This window comes from Psychrobacter sp. H26 (assembly GCF_059073035.1).
The window spans coordinates 2,312,044-2,325,539 of the sequence record NZ_JCACRW010000001.1; the positions used below are offsets into that span (position 1 = coordinate 2,312,044).

The 13,496-nt window shown below is 42.5% G+C and carries 11 protein-coding genes and 2 tRNA genes; 8 read left to right on the forward strand and 5 right to left on the reverse strand.

Annotated features, from left to right (window positions below):
• Positions 1–152 precede the first annotated feature (152 nt).
• The gene (gene recN / locus AC5JPT_RS09610; protein ID WP_493857928.1) at positions 153–1,832 is read right to left on the reverse strand and encodes a DNA repair protein RecN; all 1,680 of its coding nucleotides are present in this window, start codon (positions 1,830–1,832) and stop codon (positions 153–155) included.
• A gap of 727 nt (positions 1,833–2,559) precedes the next feature.
• Here recN and ppnP point away from each other — a divergent pair.
• On the forward strand, positions 2,560–2,895 hold the full coding sequence (ppnP, locus tag AC5JPT_RS09615; protein ID WP_319050756.1) for a pyrimidine/purine nucleoside phosphorylase: 336 nt from the start codon (positions 2,560–2,562) through the stop codon (positions 2,893–2,895).
• A gap of 247 nt (positions 2,896–3,142) precedes the next feature.
• Entirely contained in the window at positions 3,143–3,913 is a 771-nt protein-coding gene (gene rlmB / locus AC5JPT_RS09620; RefSeq protein WP_493857929.1) for a 23S rRNA (guanosine(2251)-2'-O)-methyltransferase RlmB, read from the forward strand.
• On the opposite strand, the gene coaE is transcribed toward rlmB, so the two are convergent.
• The 4 genes from coaE to pilB all read right to left on the reverse strand — a co-directional run bounded on the left by coaE (position 3,876) and on the right by pilB (position 8,693).
• Positions 3,876–4,562: a dephospho-CoA kinase gene (gene coaE / locus AC5JPT_RS09625; protein WP_493857930.1), complete on the reverse strand. Its 687-nt coding sequence runs from the start codon at positions 4,560–4,562 to the stop codon at positions 3,876–3,878. The two genes, rlmB and coaE, sit on opposite strands and share 38 nt — an antisense overlap.
• A 115-nt stretch (positions 4,563–4,677) precedes the next feature.
• On the reverse strand, positions 4,678–5,580 hold the full coding sequence (locus AC5JPT_RS09630; protein WP_493857931.1) for a prepilin peptidase: 903 nt from the start codon (positions 5,578–5,580) through the stop codon (positions 4,678–4,680).
• Positions 5,581–5,587: 7 nt separating this feature from the next.
• On the reverse strand, positions 5,588–6,811 hold the full coding sequence (locus tag AC5JPT_RS09635) for a type II secretion system F family protein (RefSeq protein ID WP_493857932.1): 1,224 nt from the start codon (positions 6,809–6,811) through the stop codon (positions 5,588–5,590).
• Between the two features lie 172 nt (positions 6,812–6,983).
• Positions 6,984–8,693: a type IV-A pilus assembly ATPase PilB gene (gene pilB / locus AC5JPT_RS09640; RefSeq protein ID WP_493857933.1), complete on the reverse strand. Its 1,710-nt coding sequence runs from the start codon at positions 8,691–8,693 to the stop codon at positions 6,984–6,986.
• A gap of 419 nt (positions 8,694–9,112) precedes the next feature.
• Here pilB and tpiA point away from each other — a divergent pair, with 419 nt between their 5' ends.
• The 6 genes from tpiA (at position 9,113) to nusA (ending at position 13,480) form a co-directional block, all read left to right on the forward strand.
• Positions 9,113–9,937, forward strand: a complete 825-nt coding sequence (tpiA, locus tag AC5JPT_RS09645; RefSeq protein WP_493858464.1) for a triose-phosphate isomerase — start codon at positions 9,113–9,115, stop codon at positions 9,935–9,937.
• Positions 9,938–10,143: 206 nt separating this feature from the next.
• Positions 10,144–10,452 (forward strand): preprotein translocase subunit SecG, encoded by a 309-nt coding sequence (gene secG / locus AC5JPT_RS09650; protein WP_319050749.1) that lies wholly within the window; start codon positions 10,144–10,146, stop codon positions 10,450–10,452.
• A 143-nt stretch (positions 10,453–10,595) separates the two neighbouring features.
• Positions 10,596–10,680: transfer RNA gene (locus AC5JPT_RS09655), tRNA-Leu, on the forward strand.
• 124 nt (positions 10,681–10,804) lie between these two features.
• Positions 10,805–10,881: transfer RNA gene (locus tag AC5JPT_RS09660), tRNA-Met, on the forward strand.
• A gap of 455 nt (positions 10,882–11,336) precedes the next feature.
• Positions 11,337–11,837: a ribosome maturation factor RimP gene (gene rimP, locus AC5JPT_RS09665; RefSeq protein WP_443525010.1), complete on the forward strand. Its 501-nt coding sequence runs from the start codon at positions 11,337–11,339 to the stop codon at positions 11,835–11,837.
• Between the two features lie 158 nt (positions 11,838–11,995).
• Positions 11,996–13,480 carry a transcription termination factor NusA gene (nusA, locus tag AC5JPT_RS09670; protein WP_493857934.1) on the forward strand — a complete coding sequence of 495 codons (1,485 nt, stop codon included), beginning with the start codon at positions 11,996–11,998 and terminating at the stop codon, positions 13,478–13,480.
• The last annotated feature ends 16 nt before the right edge of the window (positions 13,481–13,496 follow it).

The window sequence follows — 13,496 nt, forward strand, 5'->3', positions numbered from 1 at the left end:
AAAAAGGGTGAGAGACCACTATATGGTGATAATGGATAGAAAAGCAAGATTCACGCCACATGCTACTGATTGTTATAACTATCTAGTAAAAACTGTTTTGCTGACAAACAATAAAAGATTTGGCGACAGTGGGCGTGCTATTTGATAGTAGGCTATTTGACATCAGACAATAAGCTGCGAGCATGATCACGAGTGACCTCTGTAATAGTCACCCCGCCAGACATACGGGCAAGCTCATCTACTTGTGCACTGTTAGTCAATATGAGTAGCTCGCTTTCAGTTTGCTCTTGATGGTGCTTTTGTACCAATATATGCTGATGCGCCTGCGCTGCGACTTGGGCTTGGTGAGTAATGGCAAGCAATTGCTGCGTTTGCCCTAGTGTGCGTAGCAGCTCACCAACGACTTGTGCCGTACCGCCACTGATACCGACATCGACTTCATCAAATACGAGCATGGGCTTGGCAGCATTATTATCAGCATTGGTCGCTTGTAGTACTTGCATGACTAGCGCCATGCGCGATAGCTCACCACCTGAAGCGATTTTGTGTAGTGGCTGCATCGGCATACCGACATTGGCACTGAACAGTAAGTCGACATCGAAGCACCCCTGCGCGTTATAGTGACTCGGCTCTGCCTTTTCGGTAAATATGAACTCGCAGCGAGCATTAGGTAGTGCAAGCGGCTGTAACTGCTCAATAAGCTGTTTACTGATTGAGGGCGCGGCTTTTGTACGCGCTTTATTTAGCTGAGCTGCCAATGCCAAATAGTCTTGCCAAGCTTGCTCGATTTGCGCGGCCATTACATCACTGCTCGGCTCATTTTCTAATTGCTCTAATTGCTCTTGCCATCCTTTTGCTTCATCGATCAAATCACCCGCTGGCAAGTTGTGCTTACGAGATAGGCGATGACCCAAACTGATGAGATTGTCTAATGATTGCAAACGCTCAGGGTCAGGCAGTTGCTGCTCAGCATAGTCCGACAGTAGGGTCGTGGCTTCAGTGATTTGTTGCTGTGCCAAATGCAGCTGTTCAGAGGCTTGCTCAAACGTTTGGCTGACACTTACTTGATGATCACAGAGTTTTATAGCCTGACCAAGCAACGTCATAACGTCTGGTTCGTCGGTATCATTATCGAGCAGATGCAAGCCATGACTGGCTTCTTGCATGAGCGCTTCGATATTGGATAACTCTTCATGCTCAGATTCAACGTCTGTATAATCGACAGCCAATAAAGGGGTAACATCCGCCAGTTGGCTTTGTAATAATTGAATACGGTCTTGGCGCTGTGCTTCACGGCTAGCAAGATCATCAGCGCGGCGTTTTAGCTGCTGATACTCCTGATAGCTACTGGCAGTTTGTTCAGCTAGTGGCGTGATTTGTGCCATCTCATCGAGCCACTGCACCACAAACTGCGGCTTTAACAAGGCTTGCTGAGCATGTTGACTGTGTATATTGACCAGCAACGTGCCCAAGCTTTTTAGCTCAGCCAAGCTGACGGGTGAGCCGTTTAACCATGCTTTTGAGCGTCCTGTATCACTGAGCTGTCGACGAATAAGTACTTCAGGCTCTTCTAGTGCTCGATCATTTTTGGTAAACCACTCAGTGATAACAGGGTTATTCGCTATATCGAACTGAGCATAGACATCTGCATGTGCTGCGCCATGTCTGACCATCGCACTGTCTGCACGCGCGCCGACACATAAAGACAGCGCATCGAGTAATAACGACTTGCCAGCCCCTGTCTCACCAGTGATGACATTGAAACCTTCAGCCACACTCAGCTCATGCTTAGCGATCAATGCAAACTGATGTAAAGTTAATGATACTAGCATCAACGCCTCTCGTGACAGACAATGGACTTCATATAAAACTCAAGGAGCCATCTATGAAATGGGATAAATAATGAGATGATTTTATCTGCTTAACCGTATTAAGTAGATAGATGTTGTAGGCAAATAGTATGGTGCTAAATAGGCTTAAATACAAACTTTAAGACGATGTATAATAGACTTTCTTCTTGGAAGAGTATCATATAACTATCGAAAATAGACCGCAAGTCATTACTATAATGTCTACAATATCAACTATTAGGATAGTTTGATGTCCCAAAACCAAGTAGATATATAAACAGCCAATATATAAAATAACTCAGGCAGTGCTCATGACAGCCTATCTCTTATACTGATTAAATAGTCATACGAAAAAACACTAATTAAGTCGATGGATAATCAGTACTAAGCAGTATTTTCCTAGTCGCTTTAACAAACTTTATGGATATAATGTGGTAGCATAATCTCACACAATGATAAAATGTAATACATGACAACAAGTCATGAGTTTGTAAAATTATAGGCGTATAGTGGGAAGCACAATGTCCCGATCAGTTGTTGTTCCAAAGCGTTTTCATAGAAGCTGCGACTACTTGTAGTGCGCAGATATCTAGTATAAAAGGATACAGTACGTCGAGCAGAAGTGTCTGGTCATGACGCTATGCTGGGATGACTGTAACCCGTTACTTATTTTTTAGTTTTACCATAATTATTTGATAAGGAAGCCACGATGACAGCGGCGCAATTTACTAACGTAACAGTCAATGCACAAGCGACAATATCTTATGACGGTCGATGCTCGAGCCATACCATTATGTTTGAAGATGGTCGCCATAAGACATTGGGTGTTATCCTACCCTGTGATAATCTGGTAGAGCACTATCACTTTAGCACCAATACCTCCGAGCGTATCGAAATCACCAGTGGCGAATGTGAAGTGAAAATCAACGGCGACGAGGAATTTAGCTACTACCGTGCAGGTCAATCATTTGTCGTCGAAGGCAACAGTGGTTTCAATCTTCGTACCGAAGAGATCGTTCAGTATGTCTGCCACCTAGAGGGCTAATAATATTAGAAAGCTGATAGTGTTAGCAGTACAATAACAGTACCGTTACGCTAATATCATTAATGATTGGCTAATAATGTCAACAACCAAAAAATAAACAATATCAGGTTGGTATTGTTTATTTCTGTTTTTAAGTCTTGTTTAATTGGTAATGAGTAGTTATAGCTACATCTATTATCAGTGCCGATAACATCTTTTTTACTCCATCGCTTATCGCGATACCCACCTCATATTTAATAGGCCTATTATGGCAAAACCCATTTATTTTTATGGCATCCATGCAATTGATGCGTTACTTGAACATCGTCCTCTTGATGGTCTTAGCTTGTTTGTGCAGCAAGGACGCGAGACTGACAGTCATGTACAAGCCATCATAGCCCAAGCCCAAGCTAACGGTATTAGTGTTCAGCCAACCCAAAAAGACAAGCTAACGCAGTTATGCGGTAGTCCGCAGCATCAGGGCGTGGTTCTCAATGCTCGTCCACTAGGTTTCGCCGATGAGGGCTTATTCGATACCATTATTGGTCGTGAGCAGTGCTTGTTATTGGTACTGGACCAAATCACAGACGCGCATAACTTTGGTGCATGCTTGCGTACGGCAGTTGCCATGGGAGTAGATGCGGTCGTTTGTCCCAAGCACCATGCAGCAAGCCTAACGCCCACAGTAGCCAAAGTATCGGTTGGTGCAGCAGAGATGATGCCGATTATCAGTGTCACCAATTTGGCACGCACGTTGTCACAAATTAAAAGTGCTGGTGTATTTGTATTTGGTACGGCGCTCAATGCCGATGCCAAACCAATACATGCTGCTGATCTGACTGGGAAAACCGCTATTATTATGGGTTCAGAAGGAGAGGGAATGCGTCGCCTAACAATGGAAAGCTGTGATGAGCTTGTATATATCCCAATGTCAGGAAACGAGCATGGCAATTTACAGAGTCTAAATGTGAGCGTTGCAACTGGTATGGCATTGTACGAAGTTAATCGACAGCGAACTTTAGCTGCTGGGCAAGCATAAGATACTCTTGATGTAAGGGTTCTAGCTGTAGGTATAAGGATGCCAGATCACTTTCATTGAGTATGACGTTGTCCGCATGACGATTACGCTCTTCACGACTGAGCTGATTGGTCATAATGGCTTTGATTTTTTGTATACTTTGATCATCACGCTGACTGGCACGTGCAAGCTGCGTGTCCTCAGTGGCGTCCATGACTAGAATACGTTGACATAAATTAGCAAGTCCTGCTTCCGCAGCCTCAATCAGTAGCGGTGCGGACAATATCACATAGGGGGAGGTACTAGCCTCTAGCTGTGCTTTTGCCGTTTCACGTATCGCTGGGTGAGTGATAGCTTCAAGCTCAATCAGTGCTTCGGGGTTTGTAAACACATGAGTGCGCACAGCAGCTCTATCCATTGACCCATCACCGTTCAACACCCAATCACCGAATTTTTTCTGGATTTTGCGTAACGTGTCGCTGCCTTTGGCAACAGTCTCATGTGAAATCACATCTGCATCGATGATATCGATACCTTGTTCAGCAAACCAAGCGCTAGCAGCAGATTTACCACTACCAATACCACCTGTCAAACCGATTACAAGTGTTTTATTGCTCGTTTGGGGACTTTGTGATTGGTGCGAATAAGGGTGAGGCGTGTTTTTTAACATAGTAGTAGCTTGTCTAGTATATATAATAAGGAATGCAGCGATAAACCAACCATTAGATTTCAAAAAATCTTGTTTATTCGTTTATACATGTCCGCTGAAAAGTTATGAGAATCATTTAGTAAGTATACATGCCAAGATACCAACTGACGATATCTGAACCATACAACAACGCCACGATACCTGCGATAGCAATGTAAGGACCAAAGGCAAAAGGCTTGCTCTCACCTTGTTTTTTCATCAAGATTAACCCGACAATCGACCCAAGTAGAGATGATAATAGAATGATTAAGGGTAACATCATGGGCCCAAGCCAAGCGCCCAGTACTGCCAATAATTTAAAATCGCCTTGTCCCATTCCATGTTTTTTGGTGATTAAGTAAAACACCTTCACGATGATCCATAGCGATAAAAACCCGAGCAGTAATCCCCAAATCGACTGTGTTGGTGACACAAACCAACTTTGTGAGTTCACTGCGAGCCCTAAACCTGCCAATGGAAACGTCAAACGGTCAGGTAGTAGCTGCGTATCAAAATCAATCCCTGTCAAAGCCACTAATGTCCATACCAAAACCAGAGCAGACAGCCCCGTAGCATTTACACCGAATTTATAAATCACTAACACTGATAGTAGGGCAGTTATCAGCTCGACTAAAGGATAACGTATGCCGATCGAGGCTTTACAATCAGAGCAGCGTCCGCGCAGCATTAACCAACTGATTAAAGGTATATTTTCATACCACCTGATTTTATGGGCACAGTGAGGGCAACGTGACGCTGGACGACTCAAAGTGATTGGCTGATCTTTAGCTACAATGTTTGCTATCGGTAGCGTGTGCTCGCGCGGCATGTCTACTTGTTCAGTCATGAACTGACTGCATTCTTGTCGCCAGCCATGCAGCATCATGAGCGGAGTACGATGAATAACCACATTCAAAAAACTACCAATACAAAGACCCAATAGACCGAATATAACCAAAGCTAAGGCAGTATGTTCTTGTAGTAACTGTATAAATTGCATCGATTTATTATCCTACCACAGCGCCCATCTGGAAGATTGGCAAATACATTGCAATGACTAATCCACCGACCAACACCCCTAACACTGCCATAATCATTGGTTCCATCAAACTGGTCAAACCGTCGACAGCATTGTCGACCTCATTCTCGTAATAGACGGCGACTTTATCTAGCATTTCTTCCAAGCTACCAGACTCTTCACCGATACCAACCATCTGAATGACCAGACTTGGAAACAAGTTGGTAGATCGTATGGAGAATTGCAGTTGCTGACCAGTAGATACATCATTCTTGACCTGCTGCGTAGCATTGTAAAAAACAACATTGTTGGTTGCGCCAGCAGTAGAGTCCAAAGCGTCAATAAGTGGCACACCAGCAGCAAATGTTGTAGATAGTGTGCGAGAAAAGCGAGCGATAATTGCCTGATAGGCAATATTGCCAAATATTGGCGCTTTTAAGACAGCGCGGTCTAAAAAATCACGGAATTTTTTGGAACGTTTTTTAGCTTCTGAAAAACCAATAATGGTAGCACCAATTGCAATAATTAGAATGAACCACCATGCTTGCATCCATTCAGACATGTTAACTACCATTTGCGTAAACGCAGGTAATTCTGCACCAAACGACTCAAACAGATCTGAAAATACAGGTACTACTTTGATCAAAAGAATCATAGTAACAATAATAGCAACTATGATGACAGCAATAGGGTATTTTAAGGCTTTTTTGATTTTCGCTTTTAGTATTTCGCTTTTCTCTTTATAGGTAGCTACGCGTTCGAGCATCGTTTCAAGTGCACCTGATTGTTCACCTGATTCAACAAGCGAGCAGAACAAGTCATCAAAGTAGCGAGGATGTTTACGCAAAGACGAGGCAAACGTGCCACCTGCTTCAATATCTGCCTTAATTTGTAGTACTAAGTCTTTCATGCTTGGATTATCAAGCGAGTCAGCGACAATCTCGAAAGACTGGGTGAGCGGAACCCCTGCCTTCATCATCGTTGCTAGCTGACGAGAAAAAATAGCAATATCAATTGCTTTGATCGGTTTTTTAAAGGTATAAAGAGGCTTTGGTTTTTTCTTGATACCTTTAACCGTGATACCCTGTTTGCGTAGGGTCGCTTTGGCTAATTCTAGGCTGCGACTGGTCGTTTCGCCCTTTACTTTTTGTCCGCGTCGGTTTGTACCGTCATAGACAAAGTCCAACAACATATCTGTCTTAGCTTTTGCCATGTTACTACCCTCAAAATTATCCAGTATAGATATTACAAATGTATAGGATGATGCCGAACGCGTAATATTAGCTAGGCATACTTCATTTTAGCGTAAAAAACCAGTGTTTATCTGTTTTATTTTTAATTACTAGCTATAAACTTATGAGAGACCGATATCAACACTCAAGTGTCTATTCAGAAGTAACTCGCATCATTTCTTGTATACTGGTGACACCTTGTAGGACTTTTAAAATACCCGAACGTCGTAGATCGCGGAAACCATTTTTGAGGGCGGCATCTTTGATATCTATGGCATTACCGTCTTCCATAATAATTCTTGAAATATCAGGGCTTACCTTCATTACTTCGTAAATACCGACACGGCCTTTGTAACCTTCACGGCATTCATTGCAGCCTACTGGCTCATAAATAACATTATCTTGATTGTCCAAGTCAGCATCGGTAAAACCAATCTCTAGTAGGCTCTGCCGTGGAATATTAATAGGTCTTTTACAGTTTTTGCATAGTCGCCGTGCCAAGCGCTGAGCGATAACAAGATTGACCGAAGTCGCAATATTAAAAGAAGCCACTCCCATATTGCGTAACCGGGTTAATGTTTCGGGTGCAGAGTTAGTATGCAAAGTTGAAAGTACCATATGTCCAGTCTGAGCTGCTTTTATAGCAATCTCGGCGGTTTCTAAGTCACGAATCTCACCAACCATGACAATATCAGGATCTTGACGTAAGAAAGATTTGAGCGCATTGGCGAAGGTTAAGCCGACTTTAGGGTTGACGTTAACTTGGTTAATCCCTTCAAGGTTGATCTCGACAGGGTCCTCGGCAGTTGAGATATTGGTGGCACCAGTATTTAAGATGTTGATACCAGTATATAGCGAGACGGTTTTACCAGAACCTGTAGGACCAGTAATGAGGAGCATACCTTGGGGCTTGTGTAGTGCTTCTAAGAACATTTCTTGTTGATCAGGCTCATAGCCCAATGCGTCAATGCCGAGCATTGCTGATGAAGGGTCCAAAATACGCAAAACGATTTTTTCACCAAATAAGGTTGGTAAAGAGTTCACCCGGAAGTCGATGGCCTTAGTTTTAGAGAGTTTGAGTTTAATGCGTCCATCTTGCGGCACCCTGCGTTCCGAGATATCCATCTGTGACATGACTTTCAAACGGGCTGCGATTTTGTTGGCAAGTTGTACAGGTGGGTTGGCCATTTTTTGCATCACCCCATCAACGCGAAAACGTACTCGAAAAGACTTCTCGTAGGGTTCAAAATGTAGATCAGAAGCTCCCATACGTATAGCGTCAACCAGCATTTTATTAACAAACTTTACGACAGGTGCCTCATCGATACCTTCATTAAGTTTCGTCTCATTTTCTTCTTCCTGACCTTCATCGAAACCAATATTTAAGTCACTATCGGAAAAACTATCAAAGCTTTGCATCGTATCAGCGTAAACATCCTCAATTCGTTTCTTGAGTTTGTTTTCTTCAACAACGATAGTCTCAATCGACAAGCGAGAGTTAAAAGCGATGGCATCAATGGCATCAACACGGGTTGGGTCACTGAGTGCCACAAACAGGCGTTGACCTCGTTTGAATAGTGGCAGAGCATTAAACTTACGAACGATCTTTTCATCTACCAGATCTTTTGGAATAGCATCAGTGTTGAGTGCATCTAAATCAAACAATGGATCACCAAAGGCCTGCGATAGCATTTGGGCGAGGTGATAAGCATCGGCCAGTTTATTGTCTACAAGGTAAGGTACCAAACCTATTTGCTGTTGTTGCGATTCCATTTGCGCTGTTTTCATGTTTGCTTCGCTAACAACACCATCACTGATGAGTTGCTGGGCTAGACCAGCATACTTAGTGGTTGCAATAGACATTATGACCTCTCCTTAATACCAACTGTTTTGCATACGTCTTTGATACGTACATACTAATTATTTATAATTTAAAATATTTACGGTGATTGATACATTGTTTTCTCAGTAAATTTCTTTAACACTTTGTGATCTTGCTTAATCTGTCATTCTTGGCATATTTACGTAAAGAGAAGCCAATAACGGCATTTAATATGGTTATGCTCAATAATATACGACTTTACTTTAGTTTGAAGGCTTTATATTAACAATCAAATCGTCATAGTATAAAAGTATGGCTGACAACCTTGACGCTTGCATGCAGTGATCAAAACGCTCAGCGCTTCTTGATAGAACCCTACTATAGCACTTGCGAATTATTTGTTATACTGGCGCGTATATTAGCCGAATTGGCATCAATACATGAGACAAGGTAAATGAGTATGCAAGCTTGGGTGATTGGTAATTGGAAGCAAAATCCAGCAACTAGCAATGATGTTAGTATGTTGTTAGATGAGTTGCTGTCTAAAATGGGCACCCAAAAACAAACCGGAACGACAACTTCTAATAGCCAATGTAAGTTAATGGTAGCACCAAGCTGTATTCATTTATCCGCGGTCAGCGAACGCTTAGCAAGCAGCACAATACTCAGTGCCGCTCAAGATATTAGCACCTATAGCGCGAATGTTGGCGCGTATACTGGTGACTGTTCAGCACAGCAAGTCGCCGATGCGGGTGCCACTTGGACAATACTTGGTCATTCGGAGCGTCGCCAATACCATAAAGAATCTCACGATTGCCTGTTGAACAAGTTATCTCATGCATTTTCGGAGAACTTAGGTGTGGTGTTTTGTATTGGGGAAACACAAGAGCAGTATGATGACCATCAAACACTGAATGTTATTGATACACAGCTCTCAGTAATAAAAGACTTACTTGTCCAGCAGCCAAATCTTATCTCGCTGCTCTCTGAGAAACTGATTATTGCTTACGAACCTGTATGGGCTATCGGTACGGGTAAAGTGCCGACGGTAGAGGAAGTCAGTAAGACGCATCAGTATATCAAGCAAGCTATTGCAGGCTTTGCTAGCACCATAGACAATATCACCGTGCTCTATGGTGGTAGTGTCAATGCCAGTAATGCTGAAAGCTTTGCTGCAGATCCTATGATTGATGGTGCTTTGGTTGGTGGTGCTTCACTAAAGGCAGAGAGCTTTTTAGCAATTGCGAATGCTTTTAATCAAGCTAATGCTCAATTAGATAAATAATTCCCATATATCAAGATCATAGCCTATAGAGACTATTAGGTGCTGTGGCTTTATCAGTGGGTAAAAGTAGGTTTAACAGTGCCCTTGCAATCGTGTACAATGCGCCTTATTTATAGAATCGACCCAGCATCATTAGATGCTACTCCCATTAACCCTAAGTTTTATTTTTCGTTATCAGTCGTCATTACGCGGCAAAAGAGGCCACCATGTTTACGTTTATATTAGCCCTGCATATTATTGTGGCCATTGCCATGATTGGCTTGATTTTGATACAGCATGGTAAAGGGGCAGATGCTGGGGCTTCTTTTGGTGCTGGCTCGTCAGGTACGGTATTTGGCGCAGCAGGTACGGCTAATTTCTTGACGCGCGCGACAGCGGCACTAACCGTGGTGTTTTTTATTACGAGTATGACGCTTGCGGTCCATGCTCGTAAGCAGGCTGAAGATCAGTTCCGTTTGGATGCGCCAGTGTCAGTACCGCAAACACCGCGTCCGTTAACAGAAAATCCTGAATAAGTGTCTTTTGAGCAGGCAACGCTTGCTATTTTGGCACGTTAGATTTACAATGCTTTCCTGTTTTCGCAATGCCTATTTCTACCGATGCCTACCTTAAGCATTATTTACCGTAGATTAGATGCTAGAGAACAGCGTAGTAAGATGCGATTGTGGTGGAATTGGTAGACACGCCATCTTGAGGGGGTGGTGGCGCAAGCTGTGGGGGTTCAAGTCCCCCCAATCGCACCAAGTTTTATAGACGTAGCATAGCGTCAGGTTAGATCTTTTAGTAGAAAATACTTAATTTATAATTTATTTAAAATAAGTATTGACACTTCTATAAAGTATCCCTATAATATGCGTTCTAGATTGATGCGGGGTGGAGCAGTCTGGTAGCTCGTCGGGCTCATAACCCGAAGGTCGTTGGTTCAAATCCAGCCCCCGCTACCACTTTTTATACTGATGTTTTGTACACTAAATTTGTCAGTACCGATTAGCCCACCATTATGCTTGTGGGTTTTTTTGTATCTGAAGGTCGGTGTTATCGCGGTATCTATCCTACTTGTGCTAAGCTCTAGGTCAATAGAGTATGATGTTACTCGTCACTGGTCATCATCGGCCGCTACTGGCACGATGCTCCTTAAGCAACACTATCTTTTATTCCTCACGCTTTTATCGATAGTAGTGCTTTATGAGTAATAAAAGCATTGTTTGGCTGAGCTTGATGTTTTTTATGCTCATCTCTATATAAAGGCACAACACATCTAATATGTTTGTGATTTATAATTATATAATGACCGTGACTCTTCTTACTAAACTAAAAAATTTATATAGACAGAAGAGCAAGACTTCAATACGGTTTACTAAGTACGACAGATAAGTGAATAGGAAAAGACAAAGAGATTATGAAGCTTTCGACTAAAGTTGCAGAACTGACTAATATTATCGCCCCTGCTGTGGCTGCTTGTGATGTGTCACTATGGGGTATCGAGTTTGCGCCCCAAGGTCGCCGCTCTTTATTGCGCATTTATATTGAGGCATTGCCAGAAGAGCAAGCCCAAGATAAGCATGTGACAATCGAAGACTGTGCAGCGGTGAATCATCAGGTTAGTGGTATTTTAGAGGTACATGACCCTATCGCTGGCGAATATATCTTAGAAGTGTCTTCACCAGGTTTTGATCGTGCGTTTTTCTCAGATGAGCAGATGCATGCGTATGTCGGTCAAACTGTGAGCTTGCGTCTGATTCAAGCCATTGGTACTGGTGATCAAAAACGTCGTAAAGCGACAGGTACTTTAGATAGTATTGATGAAAATTCTTTAAAACTGACATCAAGTGATGGTGAACAGTTTGAGATTGCATTAAGTAATATTGATAAAGCCAATTTAGTTTATGAAGATGCCTAAATTTATACTATAACGTAACTGTTAAGAACCATAAAGTGACATATAAGAGAGTAGTGGTGTCATCTTTCAATAGCTTACATGGCTTATAGTAACGATATAATAGCAACACCCAAATTATAAAATTTAAGTCAATTAAAAAATGATAGGACAGGTATAGCATGAGTCGTGAAATCTTAACGGTAGTAGAAACTGTCAGTAATGAAAAGGGCTTAAATCCTGAAGATATCTTTGAAGCAATAGAAGATGCTTTGGTGGTATCGACTAAGAAAAAAGTATATACCGAACAGCCAGAAGTAGAAGTACGCGTATCAATCGACCGTGCCACTGGCGACTACGATACTTATCGTTACTGGACCGTGGTTGCAGATGAAGACCATGAAATGCCAGCTTGTCAGCTTGCGATCACAGATCTTGATCAAGAAGAATGGTCAATTGGTGATATCAAAGAAGAGCAGATCGAATCGATTGAATTTGGTCGTATTGCAGCTACTCAAGCAAAACAGGTCATCATTCAAAAAATCCGCGAAGCTGAGCGCGCGCTTGTTGCCGATGCTTTTGAGCCACGTGTCGGTGAAATGATGTATGGCGAAGTCAAAAAACAGACACGTGATGGCTATATCATTGACTTGGGTGATAACGCCGAAGGCTATCTATCACGCGATCAGATGTTGCCACGTGAGCAACTACGTGCCAAATCTCGTATCAACGCTATCTTATACCATGTGAACCGTGAAAACCGCGGTGCACAGTTATTATTATCTCGCACGCATCCAGAAATGCTATCAGCATTGATGCAAAAAGAAGTGCCTGAGATTGCAGAACAAATTATTGAAATTCGCAACGTTGCTCGTCTTCCGGGTACCCGTGCTAAAATAGCGGTTAAGACTAACGATCATCGTATTGATCCAGTGGGTGCTTGTATCGGTATGCGTGGTACACGTATTCAAGCGGTACAACAAGAATTGGATGGCGAGCGTATCGATGTTGTGGTCTGGTCAGATGATCCAGCTCAATTTATCATCAGCTCTTTAGAGCCTGCTGACGTTAGCAGTATTATTCTAGATGAAGATGCACAGACAGCAGACATTATCTTTAGTACAAATGATCAGCTAGCGCGCGCGATTGGCTCGCAAGGTCAAAATGTACGTTTGGCTTCTGAATTGACTGGTTATAAGCTGAATATGATGCTCGAAGAAGAGTATAAACAGCGTCAAGAAAATGAATCAAAAGCGTTTATTGAGTTGTTTTATGAGCGCCTAGAAGTTGATCAAGACTTAGCACAGGCATTGGTCGATATCGGTTTTACCAGTATTGAAGAAGTGGCTTATGTTCCAGTTGAGACCTTCTATGACATTGAAGGCTTAGATGATGAAGCCATTGATATGATTCAAGAACGTGCCAAAGAAGTTGTCATCGCAGACGAATTGGTCAAGCAACAGAACATGAAAGAGCCAAGTCAAGAGCTTCAAGAGATTGAAGGTATGACAGTCAGCTGGGCTTATAAAATGGCACAAAAAGACATCATTACCGTTGATGACTTGGCAGAACAAGCCGTCTTCGACTTAGAAGACATCGAAGGATTAGACTCTGAAACTGCAGGAAAACTCATCATGAAAGCTCGGGAATCTTGGTTCGATGAATAAGCGGTAACTGCATATC

Coding starts and splice junctions, on each gene's coding strand:
- secG (WP_319050749.1), top strand. CDS start 10,144: ATGTTTACGTTTATATTAGCCCTGCATATTATTGTGGCCATTGCCATG.
- rlmB (WP_493857929.1), top strand. CDS start 3,143: ATGGCAAAACCCATTTATTTTTATGGCATCCATGCAATTGATGCGTTA.
- recN (WP_493857928.1), bottom strand. CDS start 1,832: ATGCTAGTATCATTAACTTTACATCAGTTTGCATTGATCGCTAAGCAT.
- coaE (WP_493857930.1), bottom strand. CDS start 4,562: ATGTTAAAAAACACGCCTCACCCTTATTCGCACCAATCACAAAGTCCC.
- rimP (WP_443525010.1), top strand. CDS start 11,337: ATGAAGCTTTCGACTAAAGTTGCAGAACTGACTAATATTATCGCCCCT.
- nusA (WP_493857934.1), top strand. CDS start 11,996: ATGAGTCGTGAAATCTTAACGGTAGTAGAAACTGTCAGTAATGAAAAG.
- AC5JPT_RS09630 (WP_493857931.1), bottom strand. CDS start 5,580: ATGCAATTTATACAGTTACTACAAGAACATACTGCCTTAGCTTTGGTT.
- tpiA (WP_493858464.1), top strand. CDS start 9,113: ATGCAAGCTTGGGTGATTGGTAATTGGAAGCAAAATCCAGCAACTAGC.
- AC5JPT_RS09635 (WP_493857932.1), bottom strand. CDS start 6,811: ATGGCAAAAGCTAAGACAGATATGTTGTTGGACTTTGTCTATGACGGT.
- pilB (WP_493857933.1), bottom strand. CDS start 8,693: ATGTCTATTGCAACCACTAAGTATGCTGGTCTAGCCCAGCAACTCATC.
- ppnP (WP_319050756.1), top strand. CDS start 2,560: ATGACAGCGGCGCAATTTACTAACGTAACAGTCAATGCACAAGCGACA.